An 18,656-nucleotide genomic window follows, 5' to 3' on the forward strand; every position below is an offset into this window, starting at 1 on the left:
AAGAAACGTTGAGTTTTGACCCTCGCGATTGAGCATGCCGTCCACGTAACCGTCTTGTACCAAACCCTTAGCGGTAAGGTCTGCAGCGATCGCTTTGATAGCGCTCAGTTTGTTATCGGAGGATTGATTCAGAGTAATCGTGTTCGTGTCGAGTTGAAGCATAGTCGCTCACCTGTTTAATTCTATTTAAGAAGCGATTCATGTTTGCCTTTTGCATAGTGCTTTAAGGTTAACTGAATCGATTCAGCAAAAATCTCAAAAAAAGTCAGCAAGTCCATTGCTGTTGTTTCAGTGGGTGTTATTACAAGACTTGCCTGTAATGATGCTCAAATAATCGCATCGGACACATCGCCACTCTTATCTATGTCCACTGTTAGTATGGACCAAGTTCCAAAATTGTGAACTTTGCTGAATCCTTTCAGCTTTTATACTGAACCGATTCAGCTTATAATTCAATTCATCAGTTGGCTTGGGATTCATTTATATGATCCATCGCACAGAAAAGGATCGAAACATGACACTCGACGAAATCGCCAAACTGGCCGGGGTATCGAAAACCACCGCCAGTTACGTTATCAATGGCAAGGCGCAAAAATACAGAATTTCAGAAAAGACCCAGCGCAAAGTCATGGCCGTGGTAGAGGAGCACAACTACCGTCCGGATCACGCCGCATCATCACTGCGTGCGGGACAGAGTCGTTCCTTTGGTTTGATCATTCCAGATCTCGAAAACACCAGTTACGCCCGTATTGCTAAGTTGCTTGAGCAGAACTCTCGTAAGGCCGGATTTCAAATATTGATTGGCTGTTCCGATGACGATGCACAAACCGAGAAGCTGGTGGCGGATGCGCTGATTTCTCGTCGCATTGATGCGTTGTTTGTTGCAAGTGCCATTACCGATGCCAGCGAGTACTACCTGCCCATTCAGCAGCGCGGTACGCCAGTTATTGCGATTGACCGAAGCTTGGATGATGAGCATTTTAGCTGCGTGATTAGTGAAGATCATGGGGCGGCGTATGAGCTGACTCAATCAGTGTTAGATAACAAGGTCAATACCGTTGGCTTGATTGGGGCGATACCAGAGTTGAACATCTCTCGAGAGCGTCAATTGGGCTTTGAAACCGCAATAAAAGAAAAGCAGCTCAAATCTGTTGTTGCCTATGGCGACCACTTTAATAGTGATGAAGGCAAGCGAGTTTTCATGGAATGGATAGAGCAGGGCAACGTACCTGATGCCGTGGTTACTACCTCTTATACCTTACTTGAAGGTGTGCTTGACGTTCTGATTGATAAACCGGATCTGATGGGGAGAGTGAAGATTGGAACCTTTGGTGATAATAGACTGCTGGATTTTCTGCCACTGCGCGTCAATTCGCTTCCTCAGCAATTTGAACTCATCTGTGATAGTGCGCTTGAGCTAGCACTCAACGCGTCCGCCAAACGCTACAACCCCGGTGTTGAGTTGATTCCAAGAAGAATTAAGCTAAGAAACTAACCAAAAAGGGAGCCAAGGCTCCCTTTCTAACGTTCATTCGTTCGGACTAAAGCTGCTGCGCGCAGTTAATATCTCCAAGCGCCGTACAAATTTCTTTCTCGCGCTTCGCGTCTTCTTCCATCTTAGTACCAATTTCTTGGTTGTTACGATATTCGTTTGATGGGGCACAACCTGCTAGTACAGCTGCCAACGCTAAGCCCATTACCACTGCGATTTTCGAATTCATCGTGAACTCCTTGTTAATTTTTTCATAAATTTAACACTGAACTCGCGCCGAAACTAGAGATTTATCTTATGTTTGAACGCGATCGATGAATTCTTTACCAGTTGTAATGTCGGCAGAAATTATTCTGATAGCGACTGACCGTTACTTGAAATCACTCCTTGATACCAGTAGAAGCTCTTTTTGCGTTTTCGCTCTAGTGTGCCCCTTCCATCGTCATGACGATCGACGTAAATAAAACCATAGCGCTTACTCATTTCGGCAGTGGAGTTGGCAACTAGGTCAATCGGTCCCCAGCTTGTAAAGCCCATGAGCTCGACACCATCTGCAACGGCTTCTCTTGCTTGAACTAAATGATCGTTCAAATAAGCGATACGGTAGTCATCTTGGATTTCTCCATTTGCATCGAGCTCATCTCGCGCACCTAAACCACTTTCAACAATAAATAGTGGTTTTTGGTAGCGGTCATACAAGAAGTTAAGCAGCACGCGCAGCCCTTTAGGGTCGATCAGCCAGCCCCACTGACTTTTCTCTAGGTATGGGTTTGGCACGCTATCGACGATATTACCCACTTCTTTTGCTTTTGGATCGGCACTTGCGCAGCCGCTGGCGTAGTAGCTAAATGAGATGAAGTCGACAGAAGCACGAGCAATGGTCTCCAAATCGCCATCTTCCATCGTGAGTTCGATGTCATTTTCACGGAAGTAGCGCAGCATGTAGCCTGGGTACTTACCACGAGTTTGCACATCGCCAAAGAACAGCCATTTATTGTTTTCGTGCATGGCGGCAATGACATCATCTGGGTTGCAGGTGTACGGGTAGTTTAGCGCCCCAAGCAGCATATTACCGATCCGGCCATCCGGGATAATACGCTTACAGGCTTGTACCGCTTTGGCATTCGCCACCAATTGATGGTGGATAGCTTGGTAGATCTCTTGCTCTGTCGCGTTCTCTTGCAGACCAACACCTGTGAATGGGGCATGCAAAGACATGTTGATCTCGTTAAATGTGAGCCAAAGTTTGACCTTGTTTTTGTAGCGTTCAAACACGGTTGTAACGTAGCGTTCAAATAGGTCAATCAAACGACGATCACCCCAGCCACCATAGTTTTCGACCAGCGCGTAAGGCATTTCGTAATGCGATAGGGTCACAAATGGCGTCATATTGTATTTTGCCAGTTCGTCGAATATGCGGTCATAGTAGGCGAGACCCGCCTCGTTCGGCTGAGCATCATCGCCATTAGGGAAGATGCGGGTCCAAGCTATGGACAGTCTCAGACAGTTAAAGCCCATCTCATCAAACAGAGCAATGTCTTCTGGGTAGCGATTGTAAAAATCGATGGCAATATCTTTGATGCCCGGTGTGCGCTCGTCACGAGTTTGGTGTGGGCTTAGAATACCAGAAGGCAACATGTCGGAGGTTGAGAGTCCTTTACCATCAAGGATATACGAACCTTCAACTTGGTTTGCGGCAATAGCGCCACCCCATAGGAAATTGTCTGGAAACTGAGTCATAGAAACCTCTAAATTGATGAGATAAGGGCGCGCTTGGTGATTCTGCGCTTGTTCAATATAGACCTAGTATGTGATTTAAATGGGAAGATAAAAAGAGATGGATTTTGCATACTGTTTTCCCCAAAAGAGGGTGTGTCTGCGTAAATTAGGCCATAATGAGGCTAATTGGTTATTATTAGGAAATTGATACTTAAATAACTTCCTTATATTGTCATCTTATGAAAGACGAAAGAGCGCTGCACTATTACGAGAGACTACTGAGTCTTGGACCCAAAAAAGAACACCATCTGCCATTAGCTGAAGTTGCAGAGGTTTTGTTTACCACGGCACGTCACGCAAGAACCGTTCTGCAAGCTCTCCAACAGCGCGGCTGGGTTACTTGGGAACCCAAGGTGGGCAGAAACCAACGTTCACAACTTACATTACATTTTGATGTGAAGACTCTTCGTCAGCGACTGGGCAAAGCTATGATTGAACAGGGGCAATATGAGTCTGCATTTTCGTTGTTACATGGTGATCAAGAACAGTTCTCGCAATTGTTACAACAAACCTCAGGAACCATGGTCCGAGAAGGGCAGCTCCATATTCAGCTCACCTATCAACGTGCTTTTCAGCCTATCTTGCCGCATAAGCCACTCAGAAACAGTGAGCGGTTTTTGGTTCGCCAGATCTATTCATGTTTGACAGCATGCGATCATGAAGGAAAGGTATCACCGCAACTTGCTCACCACTGGACGACAAACAAGGACTACACCCAGTGGCGCTTTTATTTAAGACCGAGATTGGAGTTCCATTCAGGCTTGACACTAAACCCAGAACTCATCGCGCAGCTGTTCTTAAAACTCAAAACACGACCGGAATATGACACCGAACTGGCGCACTTGAAAGCGGTAAATTTCGGGCACCAAACCATCACCTTTGAGCTGGAGCGTCCAGATCGCGGCTTTGATGCGTTGATATCAGATTTAAGGTACTCGATTCAGCCTCCAGAGCAGCTAGATGTAGTAGCGGGGCGAGTTGTGGATGGATGCGGGGCATTTCGGGTCATCGAACACTCGGATGAGCGTCTTCGTCTAGAAGCTAACGATAGATTCTTTGATCTTCCAGCACTAACCGATACCGTCACGATTTGGCAGCTCGACAAAACGCCAACCGAACGGATAGAGCTAGCGCACTCGCAAAAAGAGGGGGTATCTGAAAAACATGGAATGAGTGACGGGCAAGCATACACTCAAAGTCGTATTGAAAACGGATGCATCTACTTGCTTCTCAACGCCAATGATTCTTTGCACTCTTTAAACGCTTCGCAGCGAGCTTATCTATGCAGTGTTTTCTCTCCGTATTCGATACTTGAGACGCCAGACCTCAACCCACTCTCAAGAGCCTCTGTTTCCGCGCACAATATCTTGCCAAGCTGGACCAAGATCACACGCCGGATTGCCGATAAAGTCGCACTCCCAGAGAAGCTAACCATTGCCGTGTATGACCACCAAGTTATACGAGATTGTGCTAATGGCATTAGAGCTCAGTTAGCGTTGTTAGGCGTCGCGTGCGAAATCAATGTATATACGCTCGAGATGCTGCACAGTAAAGCCTGTGAGAGAAAGCTCGATGAAGACATCACCATTGCCAGTTTTATCGTCGATGACAACCTCCCCGTTTCTGTATTCCGTTGGTTGTGTTCGGATGTGATTTTAAGGCAGGGGCTCAATGACGCAGACGTAGAGTGGTTAGATAGCAACTAGCAGAAATCAGAGAGCAGCATAGCGCAGATATCTACCTCAAAGAGCTAGAATCTGTCGCGACGAATCTGCTGATAGAAAACAGACTGGTGCCTTTGTTCCACCACAGACAAACTTTGCGCTGGGGGAGTGTTCTACAAGGGGTAAAGATTACCGATTGGTCTTGGCCTGACTTTAGAAGCGTATGGACAGAAGAAGCGTCGCGTTAATGATTAACGCGACTGTAATGAGATAGTTTTGTGGCTGTAGCTGTTATTTAAGCGGATCCCCATCCGGCAACGCACTGTGCAACCAAAGCGCAAGACGTTTCTTAATGTTTTGCCCATCGACTTTATCTTCCGGTAGTGGAACGATTTGGCGAACTTCCACTAAAAAGAGATACAGCGCCCTGGCTTTCATTGATTGACTCGCTGAAGGATCATGAATAGGGTAGCCCTGCATTGCCGCCATCTTACAACCCACTTCAAGCGCCTTTTTGAACAACTTGTCTTCGTTTTCTAATTTCGCTGTCTTTGACATACATCGCCTAGATTCATCTATGGGTGAGATTAAACACTAGCAGTTAAGAGCCATGTTCGCCGTTAAGTCATTCATTGTTTGATAGAAATGACGTTACTGTTTGTAAAAATTCGAGGTATGTCGAGCAGGGGAAGAAAAAAAGGAAAAGCCTCGCGGATCCGAGGCTAGATAGGTTTAGTGACCCTTAATTTGATCTTTGATTGCCTTCTTAAGGTTTTGCATGAACTCTTTGAAATGAGGCATAAAGCCTGCAAATAATGGGTGCTTTCTGTCTTGCATCATCATTGGCCCAAGCAAGCGAATGCTTACTCCTAGGCGTTTTGCTGATTGCTCATCGAGGCCGCTACCTTGCTTCATTTTCTCAATGATTTCGAACATGTCCTCACGATCTTCTATCTCTAACGTCAGCGTTTTAAGTTCGCGGTCTGCCTTGGTGTTTACTTCTTCAATAGTAATACGGTATTGATTGTGCTTCTTGTTATTCCTTAGAGAGGCGTTTGACTCCAATGGACTCAGTGTTGCTTGTGTCGTCATTTCGTTTCTCCAGTCTTGAAATAAGTTTGATTTAAGTTGATAATGTCAACTATAAATCCATTAGTTGATGGTGTCAACTATGTTTTAGAAAGGATCGATCATGCCTGAAAACACGTCTTTGGAATCTGTCTTTCGTTTGGTTCACTCGCTGAAGCGTCAGATGGCGGAACAGATAGAAAGTCTCGACTACGATATTGCTCCCATGCATATGCGAGTCATGAAGATCATCACCAAAAAGTCACCTTGTACGTCTATCGACGTTGCGCATTATTTAGACAGGGACAAGGCGCAGGTCACAAGGTTGATCAATACGCTGATAGCGCAGTCTCTATTGATTAAAGCACCAAACCCAAGTGACAAGCGAAGTCATTTCTTGGAGCTTACAGAAGCGGGACAGAAGGTCATGGCCAGTTTGGCAGCTATTGATAAACAGGTACTCGCAACGATGGCTCAGGGGCTAAGTGAAGAAGAGCTCGATAGCTTCAATACAACCGCTGAGAAAATGGCTAAGAACCTCGAAGCGAGCGAGTAACATAAAGGCTGGAGCAAGAAACCATCCAGTGTACTGCAAGCTCGGTACATGCAAAGTCAGTTGATGTCGGTGGCGATCACGGAATAAGTATTAATATCGACCCATTTCAATGGCTCTACTATGCTTTTGGTATAACAGCTCTAAAAGCGATAAGGAGAATGACATGGACTGCAGCTCACTAGCCATCACAATGGATATAAACGGTAGCAAACTGGTTCTTGCCTGGGGACCTAACCAAACGACAGATCAATGCATCAAGGACTATCACAACATCCCGGCTGACCTAAATGCACAATCGTATATGCTTTCGGTAAACGACCATAAAAACGCGTCACTCGAAAAACCGATCAGCGCTGAAAAAGCCAGTTCGTTAATGGAACAATGGCAAGCCATACAAAACGGCATTGATCAGGATTTGGATGTGCATTGGTAAATTCACCTCGCTCAATGTCTAGCCAAAGCATTTGCTTTGGCTTTTTTGTTCGTCTTATCTTTTAAGTTCAGGTGTGCTGTAATGTTTCTTGGATATAAATTAGACGGTTATCACACAATCCTATCTATACCTTGTAGTATCAATCTTGATATCGTGGTGGCCAGCCTGTCGCGGTAGTTATTGAAGAATGGTTTTTTAAGAATGGATATTTAGGTATGGATAACCACGCTGAAAAATGGAAACGTTACTACGAAAAATCACTCGCCAAACCTCATGCTAAGCGCACAGAGTTCGCGCTGTCTCTGAATGAATCTGGACTTCAGATTGCGGTAGATTGTGGTTGTGGTACCGGTAGTGATATCGCTTATTTGTCTTCGCAGGGATATCGTGTCTTTGGGTTCGACATTAATGCGGAAGCCGTCGCCATTTGTCATGACCGATTCGCTAAAGATGACTTGGTTGAGGTATCACAAGATACTTTTGAGAATTTCTCCTACCCAAATGCTGGTGTTGTTATTGCAGGTGCTAGTCTGTTTTTCGCCAATCCCGCCGAGTTTAAACAAACTTGGCAGCGTATCAGCGGTTCTGTTGCGGAAGGCGGCGTTTTTGTCGGTGACTTCTTAGGGCAGAGTGATAGCTGGGCGTCTGAGTATCCTTCACAAACCACACCGCTTACAAAACTAGCAGTAGAATCCTTGTTTGAAGACTTTGACGTGATTCGATTTCACGAGCGGAATGAACCAGGTACAACGGCGATTGGGATTGAGAAACATTGGCATATCTATTCGGTGATAGCAGTTAAACGTGGTTAGCTAAGCTTGGCTTACAACTCGCCTTGCTTACCATCATTTTGCATTAAATATCAAAAATAAGGATGTTATGTTTAAACTAGATATCGACGACACGCTTTCATTGGCTCTAGTACAACCTAGTTTTGCCGCTGAGTACCTTGCGATTGTCTCACGAGACAGAGCCTATCTCGCCGAGTGGTTGGCGTGGCCTGAGCACGGTAAAAACCAAGAGTTCTTTACGCGCTTTATTGAGCAATCTTTGCATGACTACGCGCTTGGTAAGTCGATGACCTGCGGAATCATCTTTCAGGGTCAGCTAGTTGGGAACATTAGCTTTAACACCATCAATCATTCTTTGAAAAAAGTAGAGATAGGGTATTGGCTAGCGCGACCCGAGCAAGGCAAGGGTATTGTGACTAAAGCCGTGGCGAAAATGATAGAGATTGCCTTTACCCAGCTCGATATGGAAAAAGTACAAATCTCAGCAGCGGAACAAAATGACCCAAGCCGCCGCGTATGTGAGCGGCTTGGATTCACACTTGAGGGAATTATCACTCGAGCTGAAAATCTTAATGGGCGAGTAGTGGATCATGCCATTTATGGTTTATCTCGAGAGACGTGGAGCCAGCAAAGTCGCTAGCTCGCAAGATGTTTAAACTGTAAGTCAACCAAGCGTCGATAAAGCTCACAGGTTTGCAGCAACGCATGATGATTGCCTTTGTCGACTAAACGGCCGTGATCCAATACAGCGATTTGATCGGCGTGTTGGATGGTAGAAAGGCGATGCGCGATGATGATGGTTGTTCTGCCTTGCATGAGTTCCTCAAGCGCTTGCTGAACATGGTGTTCGCTTTCACTGTCTAGGGCGCTGGTGGCTTCATCGAGTAATAAGATCTTAGGATCTTTTAGTATCGCTCTTGCAATGGCAATGCGCTGTCGCTGGCCGCCAGATAGGCGTACACCGCGCTCTCCTAGAAAGCTTTGATAACCTTCGGGTAAATTCATAATAAAATCGTGAGCATGAGCTTTCTTTGCTGCTTCAATCACTTCTACATCAGTGGCGTTCGGATTGCCGTAGCGAATGTTGTGGAACACGTCATTACTGAAAAGAGCGGGCTGCTGAGGAACCAATGCCATTTGCTTGCGAAGTTCATGAGGATCAAAGCGTCGAATATCGATACCACCTAGGGTAATTTGCCCTGCTTCAGGGTCGTAAAATCGCTGCATCAGCTCGAACAAGGTGGTTTTACCTGCGCCAGAAGGCCCCACCAGAGCCAAAACCTTGCCTTCTTCGGCCACCAAATCCAGTGACTGCACTGCTGCCTGTGAGGGCCTAGAAGGGTAGTGGAACATGACATTGCAAAACGCGACTTCTGGTTTTAGTTCGTTTGGTGAGACTAAGTCTTCGGTTGGGGCGGTAATACGACTTTCGACTTGTAAAATCTCGACCAATCTTTCCGTGGCGCCCGCTGCACGTTGCAACTCACCCATCACTTCTGAAATGGTGGCAAGGGATGAAGCCACCATGATGGCGTAAAACACAAACGCACCAAGATCGCCTGCCGACATCACACCGTTAATCACATCACTGCCGCCCACCCAGAGCATGCCTGCGATAGCACTAAACACGATCACAATCACGCCCGAGATTAAGATTGCGCGCTGTTTAACTCGGCGGCGACCTATGTCGTAAGCTCGCTCAACTTCGTGAGAAAATGAAGCGCGTTCTTCCGCTTCGAAACTATAGCTTTGCACCGTCTTGATGTGCTCAATGGCTTCGCCAGCGTAGCTGCCTACATCTGCCATTGAGTCTTGGCTCTGTCTCGATAGCGCCCTAACGCGTCTGCCGTAAAATAGGATCGGTACTAGAATAAATGGCACCGATGCGAGCACGATTAGCGTCAGTTTAATATTGGTAGCAAAAAGCATAACGATAGCACCAATGCACATTAATGCGCTGCGCATCGCCATGGAAAACGAAGAACCAATAATGCTTTGCAGCAAAGTGGTGTCGGTTGTGATGCGAGACATGATGTCGCCGCTGCCATTGGTTTCAAAATAGCTTGGGTGCAGAGTAATGATGTGGTCAAACACCGCTTGGCGAATGTCGGCGCTGACACGTTCACCAACAGAAGAGACTAAGTAGAAACGGAAAAACGTGCCGATAGAGATGCACAAGGTGATGAGGAGAATAAACTGAATCGCGCTTTGAAGATCGGCGAGTGATTGTTGAGTGAAACCCTGATCAATGAGAATGCGTACGCCGTGGCCAACCGAAAGGGTTAATCCAGCCGTGACAATGAGAGCCAGCAGTGCGGCGAACACTTTCATTCGATAAGGACGAATAAAGGCCAAAAGCTCAACTAAAATCCCCAAGTTTTTTCGTTGTTGTTTTGATTGGGAGGGTATTTGCATGGCTTAGACCTTTTATTGAAATAAGTTTGGGTATAACACTTTGTAAATTATAGATACTTCAGTAACCTTCACTTCGATCTACGGTCACAGTTTTTGATCAACATGCAGTGACGCTGTCACCTTTTGCTATTGCCAATGGTCATTGACAAACTGGTGCTTCTGTAAAACATTGACCAGCTCACTAAGTACCGGCCCGTTGGCATGACGCCGAGAGACTAAGCAGCCGACTGTAGTCACCCAGCCACTTTTTTCATGTGCGACAGGAAGGGCAACCATGCGCTGTTCTTGTATGGGTTGTTTGACCAACATTTCAGGTAAGTTTGACCAGCCGATACCCTGCAATACCATATCGACTAGGTTCTGATGAGTATTCGCGTACCAAACATTGGTGCTTATTCCATAGGTAAACCATAGCTCTTGTTTGTCGGAGCTACGATGTACACATTGGCGATACGCTTTGAGATCCGAGTCTTTAACGATGGGAAGCGTCGCGAGGGCGTGATCGGGTGCGACAACGGTCAGAAAACGGGCTTGCCCCATGACAAAAAAATCCATATCGACACGCAGTTCTCCATCGGCATATACAATGCTATCTGCGCCACCTCTTCTCTCACCAGTTTTTCCACATCAAACGTAGAAGCCGTGATGATTTCAAAGTTGGTAATGGGGTATTGGGTAGCGAGCGGCGTAAGAATCGACAATAAAGCGGCGCTCACCAGGCTTTCGTCCACGGCAATGACGAGCTCGTGCTCATAGTCATTGGCCAATGAATCTACTTTTTGATCGAAATACTGCTGCTGATGAAGAATAGAGCGAGCAATAGGCAGCAAAGCTTCACCACTCTCCGTCAACTCCGGCGTGTTTTTCTCACGACTGAATAAGGTTTGATTGATGGCAATTTCTAGATTTGAGATGGCTTGGCTTACGCCAGATTGGGCGCGATTAAGTTTGCGCGCTGCGGCCGAAAACGAACCGTACTCACAGACTGCGACAAAAACTTTGAGTTGTTCGAAACTGTACATCGTCAATCCTTAGTCACAAAATTGCACCCAAGGTATCACGAAATGTGATGGTTGTTAACTTTCTATCTATTGCTGGTGGGATAATTAGAGGCGAATTATCAACAAACCAAATAAAAACCAGTGAGGAGTTAACAATGGGAGTGCTTGAGAGAGTCTTTCATTCAGTATTGTTTGAAGTATTAGCCGTGAGCCTATCAATCGCGGGATTAGCAATATTTACCGACCATGACGTGGCGAGACTGTCAGGAACTATGATAGTCATAGCGACTATGGCCATGTGTTGGAATTATCTCTTCAATCTGATTTTCGATTATTTTGTCAAAGGTGAACGAGTAGAACGAACCGTGATGGTTCGCGTGGTTCACGTGCTACTGTTCGAAGCAGGACTGTTATTGGCAACGGTACCTGTGATGGCTGTGATGCTTGAAGTGAATTTATGGCAAGCCTTTATTATGGATATCGGCGTGACGATCTTCGTGACCGTTTATGCGTTTGTCTACAACCTGACTTACGACCATGTTCGAGTGTGGGTAGTGAATCAGCGTCAGGCAGCGGCGTAATTAAGATTGAGCTGATTAAAACAAATAAAAAGGGCAGACGTTATCGTCTGCCCTTGTCTATTTCTTAGTGAATACTGTCGTTCTTAAGGCTTAAACCTGCTTGAAGGTTAGGCGGTGCAGGGTGAGGCCTGGCTTCACAAACGACACGTCCAACTCGTACCAGCCAGTTTGAAGCTCGACAATGAGGCCTTCAACGTCGACAGCCTTGCCTTCTGTACCATTCGTAGACAGTGACATACTGTATTCGCCATTGAGGTGCAAGCTACAGGATGATTGAGCGAGCTCATTGCGGTCATAACTGGCGTTCATACTGACTTGGTATTGGCCAGCTTTTGTAACGTGAAGGGTGACATTAGTATCAACCTTAGTCTCAAGAATCACTGGTTCCTCAATGGCAAGAGCACAACCCATTGGTTGCTCTTCATGCGCGTTGAACGGCTTAATAGGGTTATAGCGAACTAGCGGACGTTGCATCGCCGGTGTATTCAAGATAAATCGGCAGATGTTCATAGCGCTGCGCTGTAATTCGCCAAGCGTCAGCCGACCCGCTTCTAGTGAGCTAAGTGTGTCATCATCCATCGCGTTGCGCTCGGCACCATCATTGTCGACCACCATATATAGGTCGTTCTGGGCGCGAACCATGTAGGAGGTATAGGTTTTAGACTCTTCACCGCCGGTGACTGGGTGGTTCATTTTCGCCCACCAGTCAGACATGACAATACCATCAAATCCCCACTCGCCGCGAAGAATGGTGGTATTAAGGTCGTAATTTGATGCGCCCCAATGACCATTGATTGGGTTGTAAGAGGTCATTATTGTTGTCGCGCCACCTTTTTTCACCGCAAGCTCAAATGGCTTAATGTGTACTTCGCGAAGAGCACGTTCAGACATGACGGCATCGACAAAGAAGCGTGAGGTTTCCTGATCGTTGGCCGCAAAGTGCTTTATCGTGCCTGATACGCCAGCGCTCTTGAGGCCGCCAACTTGTGCTGCTGCCATTAAACCGGTTAGTAGCGGATCCTCAGAGAAGTACTCGAAGTTGCGTCCGTTGAGTGGGTGGCGGTGAATATTGATACCTGGACCAAGCAATGTATCAATTTGGTAGCTCTGTAACTCACCACCCACTAAGTAGAATAAATGCTCATTAAGCTCTGTGTTCCAGGTACAGCCAAGCAGTGTACCAATAGGCACCTGCGTCGCTTTATGGCCGCTGTCCATGCGAATGCCCGACGGGCCATCTGCTGCTGCGGCAACAGGAATACCAAGATCAAACAAAGCATCACTCACACCACCAAATGCCGCTGCGGTACCTGGAGTCACTTTGGGGCTACACATACCTTCGCCACGCACGATAGTTGCCAGCATGGATGGGCTAAACTGGGCAACAAACTCTCTCAGTGAGGCTTGGCCGTTTGCTACGTGCTGTAATTTAATCCCTTTATCACCGGTAAGCTCAATTGTCTCTGGTAGGCGAGATTCAATGCGCGCTTGCATATCGACGCTTCGAGTTGGTACCGATTCGTGCTCAATAGAGAAACGGCCATCTTGTGAAGTTTGGGCAGGTTTAATACGCTGGAATGACTCAACTGGCGCTGCCGATTCAGAGAGTTGCTCAATGACTTGCAGTGTATCGATGTTCAATGGCGCATCAATTAATGTGGCCTCTCGCACACTGCCGCCGAGATAGAAATCATAACGGCCGGCTTCAAGCACGTAGCAAGACTTATAACCCGTAACCCCTGAGTCATCATAAGAAGCCAGCACCTCGAGTGGTACAACGACACGAACGAGCTCAGACTCATTGGGCGCAAGCATGCGAGTTTTACCAAAACCAGCTAGGCTACGGGCTGGTTTGCCAAGCTTGCCTTGCGGCGCTTCGACATACAACTGCACAACTTCTTTGCCACTGTATTGTTTACCAGTGTTGGTGACTTCTATGTGAAAGTGCACGGCACGGGTGTTGCCGTGCCCTTCGATAGAGTGAGAAATGAGTTTGCGTTCAAACTGGGTATAGCTTAAACCTTCACCAAACGCATAACGAACAGCTTCTGGTTTGAAAGTAGCGAAGTAGCGATAACCTAAATAGATATCTTCTTGATAGAGGTTTTTGTCTTTGTTGCCAAAGTTAGCATGAGACGGGTAATCACTAAGCTCATAAGCGATAGTGTCTGCCAGCTTTCCGCTTGGTGACAGGTCGCCAGAAAGAACATCGGCAAGGGCGTGGCCACCTTCCATCCCGGCTGCCCAGCTGTATAGAACGGCCTTAATGGATTCTGGTTTGCTGACGGACTCCATCCAAGACATGTCAACAATGTTAGTCACGTTGAGGATCACAACCACGGAGTCGAACTGCTCACAAACTTGGCAAAGCATTCGATGCTCAGTATCTGTGAGTCGATAGCTGCCTGCCTCATCTGCGTTATCTTGGTCTTCACCTGCCGTGCGGCCGATAAACACAAGCGCATGGTCGCTTTTCTGACTGGCTTGTTTGACGGTTTCACCGTCTAGCGGCATTTCTTTTTGGAACCAAGGTTCCGCCGCCCAACCGCCACCACCATCATCAAATGGGTGCTGTTCTAGCCAGTTTTGATAGACGCTCACCAACTCGTGGTTCACTTCAATACTTGGGTGAGCGTCTAGCCCTTCAAGCGCATTGACTGAGTACGGGACGTTTACTGCTCCTCCTGAGCCTGTTCCGCTGCGTACGGTATCGATTTGGCAACGGCCAAAAAGCGAGACACGACTGCCAGTGTGCAGGGGTAGCGTGTTGTCGATGTTTTCCAATAAAACAATGCCTTCAGCGGCGGCTTGGCGGCTGACAGGCGCAAGGGCTTGCCTTGCTAATTCAATGCTTGTGAAGGGCATAATTGGGTTCCAGTTCCTGTTATTTTCTATCGTTTTTGGGAGCTTAGATGACTAAGAATTAGATAAATGGGTTGTTCAGTTCAAGTCGCTCTCGCTGCTCAATCTTCAAGGTGCTCTCGATGTCTGAAAAGTATCGCTGATAGAGCGTTTCATAGTCGCCCGTTTCAAGTACGATTTCACAGCCAAGTTGGAGACGTTTCGCTAGCTCTGGGTTGTCTGCATTGACGTAGAACACCAAAGGGAAGGGATATTCGATCATCACCCCACCCACTAGGCTTACTGGGTATTGGTTGGCAACGCGACTCTCAAATACTTCAAGTGCTTCATTCGCGCCAAAACAAACAAAGTCGAACTCGCCGTTAGTTAAGCGCTGAAATAAGCCATCAAAGTTGCCGCGCTCTACAACAGTAAAGCCGTTGCGTCGAAACAGCTCGGCATCAACCCATGTTTCGGGTACGCCTACGCTTTTATTTTTAATCGTTTCTGCAGATGAGAATTCATTCAGCTTATCATCACGTGCAAATAGAATACGCTGCCCCAAAAGTTGCTTGGTGACTGACAGCGCAAGCTCGATAAAGCGCTTGCCAGCAAATTTAGCATTGCCTTTTACTGTGACGAGTACATCGCTACCGTTATCGAGAACAGCGCCTTCATCCTTAGCTGAAGGTAAGTCGGTGCGATCGTCAATGATACTGACGTCGCCATGGCTTTCTGCGGTCACAGAGAGCAGTAGATTGAGCACATCAAGCTCAAATTGTTGACGATACGCAGACTTGTTTCCGTTCCAAAAACGTACCGAATTAATCGTTGTCACATTGATCACCAAAAAGTAAGCGGTTTCTTTTGGATGATATCAGTTTGGAAAAATGGTGATAGTGAGCAGATCACATAACGGATTAATAGTTTGTTTTAGTATCATAAGTTACTGTTATTAAAATAATAATGAATCATTATGAGTTTAAAATTCACCCACTTATGCATGGTGTTTGTTAGCGATAATGCCGTGATCCGAATGTTAATCTGAGTTACAAAGTTGCTGAGATCACATTTCTAGAAAGAGACAATTTTAACAGCTTGATGTGCGCTAATTCATTGAATTTTAAGAGTAATATCTTTGACCTCCGTTCGGTGTATTATTAACAATTGCCAATAACTTATTGTTTTTTATAGGTTTTATTTATTGTGATCGACGCGGGCTTTTTAGGGAACGTTTTTGTTATCGAGCAATGGATTGCTTAGCATCTTGAGAAAGCGCTTTCATGAAGTGTTACCCCCGAACTGATTCAGTTCCACTTAAATTGAAAATCGCTCGACCCAAAAACAAAACTAAAGGACAAAGTGATGCAAAAGAAAACATTTATCGCCTCAGTGATTTGTGGTGCATTGTTTGCTGGTAGTGCAGTGACTGCACAAGCGGAAGAGATTAAACAAGGGGGCACACTGACGGTGCCAATCATCAACACAGGCTTCGTTGATAACTTTAACCCATACACAGTGAAAGACATTTATAACGGTACGATGTTTGAGCCGTTAATGGTTTTCAACAACATGACAGGTGAGACGCACTGGCGTTTGGCGGAGTCGGCAGACTACTCAGATGATCTAAAAACCATCACTATTAAACTGCGAGAGGGCCTTAAATGGTCAGACGGTAGCCCGCTAACGGCTGAAGACGTGGCATTTAGTTTCGAAATGACGAAGAAAGCGCCGGCATTCGACCTTAAAGGTATTTGGTCTGGCGGCAACCTACAAGGTATCGACGTTGTTGATGCTCGTACAGTTAAGCTAAACCTAGCAGAAGCCGACTCTACGTTCCTATGGAACCTTGCGGATTACCATATTGTTCCTAAGAAAGTTTGGAGCAAGGCAGAAGACCTAACGACCTTTACTAACCCAAATCCAATTGGTAGCGTCCAATGACAACGGTGAAGTATCTGAAGCCTCAACAAATGGAGCTTTGCCGCAACGAGAACTACTACCTAGATAACCGTCCTTACCTAGATTGTATGACGTTCCGTTCGTACAATGATAACTCGCAAATTCAACCTGCACTTATCAAAGGCGAAATCGACTGGGGTTCAAACTTTATTGCTGATATCGAAAGTACTTTCGTGAAGCAAAACCCTGAAAACCACCACTTCTGGTACCCAGCGAACGATGCGATTCACCTATATGTGAACACAAAAGAAGCACCATTTGATGACATCCGTGTTCGTCAGGCTCTTTCTATGGCACTTGACCGTGAAATGATCGTTGATATCGCGGCTTACGGCTACCCAACAGTGAACTACAATGCGGGTGGTATTGCTGAGCTTTACAAAGCAAACATCGACCAAGGTGTGACTGACAAGTACCGTAACCTAACGACATACAGCCCAGAAGAAGCGAAAAAGCTACTCGATGAAGCGGGTCTGAAAGACGTGGATGGTGACGGCTACCGTGATATGCCAAACGGTGACAAGTTCACCTTTGACATTGAAGTGGTTAACGGTTGGACAGACTGGATCCAAGTGGTTCAAATGGCGACTGAGTTCTTTGACGAAGTTGGCGTAAAAGCGAACGTTAAAACGGTTGACTGGGCGGTTTACGACAAGAACCTAAAAGACAGCAACTACAAGATGTCTATCAACTGGTCGATGGTATCGACTAACCCAATCCTAGCGTATCAAGCTTACTTCTCATCTGCGTATGTAGGTAAGATTTGGCATGCTGGTCACGGTGTAAATAGCCCAGAAATCGATGCGCTAATTAACAGCTTCGGTAAGACGGGTGACAAAGTGAAGCAGCAAGAGATCATCTCGCAGCTGCAAGAGTTCACAGCGCAAAACTTACCGTTTATCCCGCTGTTCTCTAACGCGACTTGGTTCCAGTACAACACTAAGAAAATTGTTGGTTGGCCAAGTGAAGAAAACCCATACATTCAACCTGTATTTTACGATGGTGGTAAGCGAGTCATTATCCTAAATAACTTGCACCTTAAGTAACTCGTAACATTTGGGGTCTCGCCTGAGACCCCACATTAAAAGGTATTGCTATGTCGTTTTTAGCTCGCCGCTTTGGCTTTTACTTTACTGCGTTTTTAATCGCAATCTCATTCAACTTTATGTTGCCACGCCTGATGCCAGGTGACCCAGTCGACGCACTGTTTGCTGCTGCTCAGGGTCGTATGGATCCCGCTCAAATGGATGCGGTTCGTGAAATGTACGGCTTCGTTGATGGCAACGTATTTGTTCAATACATTCACTACATTAAAAGTGTGTTCACTTTGGATCTTGGTCCTTCAGTGTTGATGTTCCCAATCAACGTATCTGAGGTGATTGCTATGGCGCTGCCTTGGACTATGTTCCTTGCGCTGGGCTCACTGATTGTGGCTCTGATCATTGGTGTGAGCATCGGTACTTATGCCTCTTACCGCCGCGAAGGGTTCTTTGGTCAGGTCGTGCCGCCAGTATTGGCTTTCATCAGTAATTTTCCATACATCGTAACCGCTCTGCTTTTGTTCTACTTCTTCGGTTTGAAAATGGAGCTGCTACCGCTCGCATACACTTACGATCCTTCTCTAGAACCAGGTTGGACTTGGGAGTTCATTGCAAGTGTTGCTAAGCACGCTGTGCTACCTGTGGGCTCAATGGTTGTGGTGGGTATTGCCACTTGGGTATTCAACATGCGTAACGCGATGATTAACGTGTTAGGTGAAGACTACGTCACTATGGCCGAAGCCAAAGGGCTAAGTAGCTTTAGAGTCATGTATCGCTATGCGGGTCGTAACGCTATCTTGCCGGTTGCAACCGCTATTGCGATGGCGATTGGCTTCTCGTTCGCAGGCTCAATCATGACGGAAGTGGTGTTTAACTACCAAGGTCTAGGCAACATTCTTCTTAAAGGTATCGTTGCTCGTGATTACCCGCTAATCCAAGCCATTCTGCTTATCTTAGTGACCGCAGTACTCACTGCTAACTTTATCGCCGATCTTCTTTACGTTTGGCTTGACCCACGAATTTCCAACTAGGC

The 18,656-nt window shown here is 46.3% G+C and carries 16 protein-coding genes and 2 pseudogenes; 9 read left to right on the forward strand and 9 right to left on the reverse strand.

The window, feature by feature from the left end; genetic code table 11:
- On the reverse strand, positions 1–162 hold a 162-nt coding region (locus tag TZ48_RS22470), incomplete at its 3' end, for a PTS sugar transporter subunit IIA (RefSeq protein ID WP_162674696.1).
- Positions 163–514: 352 nt separating this feature from the next.
- Here TZ48_RS22470 and cra point away from each other — a divergent pair.
- Positions 515–1,495, forward strand: coding sequence for a catabolite repressor/activator (gene cra / locus TZ48_RS22475; RefSeq protein ID WP_112480877.1), 981 nt, complete (start codon positions 515–517; stop codon positions 1,493–1,495).
- 46 nt (positions 1,496–1,541) lie between these two features.
- Here the strand turns inward: cra and TZ48_RS22480 are convergent, their stop codons facing one another.
- Positions 1,542–1,721 (reverse strand): hypothetical protein, encoded by a 180-nt coding sequence (locus tag TZ48_RS22480; RefSeq protein ID WP_112480879.1) that lies wholly within the window; start codon positions 1,719–1,721, stop codon positions 1,542–1,544.
- Positions 1,722–1,840: 119 nt separating this feature from the next.
- Positions 1,841–3,232: a glycoside hydrolase family 1 protein gene (locus tag TZ48_RS22485; RefSeq protein WP_112480880.1), complete on the reverse strand. Its 1,392-nt coding sequence runs from the start codon at positions 3,230–3,232 to the stop codon at positions 1,841–1,843.
- Positions 3,233–3,450: 218 nt separating this feature from the next.
- Here TZ48_RS22485 and TZ48_RS22490 point away from each other — a divergent pair, with 218 nt between their 5' ends.
- Positions 3,451–4,977: an SgrR family transcriptional regulator gene (locus tag TZ48_RS22490; RefSeq protein ID WP_112480882.1), complete on the forward strand. Its 1,527-nt coding sequence runs from the start codon at positions 3,451–3,453 to the stop codon at positions 4,975–4,977.
- Positions 4,978–5,226: 249 nt separating this feature from the next.
- On the opposite strand, the gene TZ48_RS22495 is transcribed toward TZ48_RS22490, so the two are convergent.
- A complete protein-coding gene (locus TZ48_RS22495; RefSeq protein WP_042470062.1) occupies positions 5,227–5,493 on the reverse strand; it encodes a DUF5062 family protein in 267 nt (88 codons plus the stop codon).
- Between the two features lie 174 nt (positions 5,494–5,667).
- The gene (locus TZ48_RS22500; RefSeq protein WP_112480884.1) at positions 5,668–6,027 is read right to left on the reverse strand and encodes a DUF3861 domain-containing protein; all 360 of its coding nucleotides are present in this window, start codon (positions 6,025–6,027) and stop codon (positions 5,668–5,670) included.
- A 100-nt stretch (positions 6,028–6,127) separates the two neighbouring features.
- On the opposite strand from TZ48_RS22500, the gene TZ48_RS22505 reads away from it, so the two are divergent.
- From TZ48_RS22505 to TZ48_RS22520, 4 genes are all read left to right on the forward strand, one after another.
- Complete coding sequence (locus TZ48_RS22505; protein ID WP_112480886.1) at positions 6,128–6,559, forward strand: MarR family winged helix-turn-helix transcriptional regulator; 432 nt, start codon at positions 6,128–6,130, stop codon at positions 6,557–6,559.
- A gap of 163 nt (positions 6,560–6,722) precedes the next feature.
- The gene (locus tag TZ48_RS22510; RefSeq protein WP_112462887.1) at positions 6,723–6,992 is read left to right on the forward strand and encodes a hypothetical protein; all 270 of its coding nucleotides are present in this window, start codon (positions 6,723–6,725) and stop codon (positions 6,990–6,992) included.
- 215 nt (positions 6,993–7,207) lie between these two features.
- Positions 7,208–7,804, forward strand: coding sequence for a class I SAM-dependent methyltransferase (locus TZ48_RS22515; protein ID WP_112480888.1), 597 nt, complete (start codon positions 7,208–7,210; stop codon positions 7,802–7,804).
- 67 nt (positions 7,805–7,871) lie between these two features.
- A complete protein-coding gene (locus tag TZ48_RS22520) occupies positions 7,872–8,423 on the forward strand; it encodes a GNAT family N-acetyltransferase (RefSeq protein WP_112480890.1) in 552 nt (183 codons plus the stop codon).
- On the opposite strand, the gene TZ48_RS22525 is transcribed toward TZ48_RS22520, so the two are convergent.
- Together TZ48_RS22525 and TZ48_RS22530 are read right to left on the reverse strand one after the other, a co-directional pair.
- A complete protein-coding gene (locus TZ48_RS22525; RefSeq protein ID WP_112480893.1) occupies positions 8,420–10,198 on the reverse strand; it encodes an ABC transporter ATP-binding protein/permease in 1,779 nt (592 codons plus the stop codon). The two genes, TZ48_RS22520 and TZ48_RS22525, sit on opposite strands and share 4 nt — an antisense overlap.
- A 126-nt stretch (positions 10,199–10,324) precedes the next feature.
- Positions 10,325–11,220, reverse strand: a pseudogene (locus tag TZ48_RS22530) (LysR family transcriptional regulator).
- Between the two features lie 134 nt (positions 11,221–11,354).
- On the opposite strand from TZ48_RS22530, the gene TZ48_RS22535 reads away from it, so the two are divergent.
- Positions 11,355–11,780 carry a PACE efflux transporter gene (locus TZ48_RS22535; RefSeq protein WP_112462884.1) on the forward strand — a complete coding sequence of 142 codons (426 nt, stop codon included), beginning with the start codon at positions 11,355–11,357 and terminating at the stop codon, positions 11,778–11,780.
- A 90-nt stretch (positions 11,781–11,870) separates the two neighbouring features.
- Here the strand turns inward: TZ48_RS22535 and TZ48_RS22540 are convergent, their stop codons facing one another.
- Positions 11,871–14,645, reverse strand: a complete 2,775-nt coding sequence (locus TZ48_RS22540) for a glycoside hydrolase family 3 protein (RefSeq protein WP_112480895.1) — start codon at positions 14,643–14,645, stop codon at positions 11,871–11,873.
- 58 nt (positions 14,646–14,703) lie between these two features.
- The gene (locus TZ48_RS22545; RefSeq protein ID WP_162674697.1) at positions 14,704–15,459 is read right to left on the reverse strand and encodes a type 2 periplasmic-binding domain-containing protein; all 756 of its coding nucleotides are present in this window, start codon (positions 15,457–15,459) and stop codon (positions 14,704–14,706) included.
- Between the two features lie 527 nt (positions 15,460–15,986).
- On the opposite strand from TZ48_RS22545, the pseudogene TZ48_RS22550 reads away from it, so the two are divergent.
- Both TZ48_RS22550 and TZ48_RS22555 read left to right on the forward strand, forming a co-directional pair.
- Positions 15,987–17,629 (forward strand): annotated as a pseudogene (locus TZ48_RS22550) (ABC transporter substrate-binding protein).
- Between the two features lie 50 nt (positions 17,630–17,679).
- Positions 17,680–18,654 carry an ABC transporter permease gene (locus tag TZ48_RS22555; protein ID WP_042497360.1) on the forward strand — a complete coding sequence of 325 codons (975 nt, stop codon included), beginning with the start codon at positions 17,680–17,682 and terminating at the stop codon, positions 18,652–18,654.
- The last annotated feature ends 2 nt before the right edge of the window (positions 18,655–18,656 follow it).

The sequence above is a fragment of the Vibrio variabilis genome, assembly GCF_003263785.1.
GTDB classification, from domain to species: domain Bacteria; phylum Pseudomonadota; class Gammaproteobacteria; order Enterobacterales; family Vibrionaceae; genus Vibrio; species Vibrio variabilis.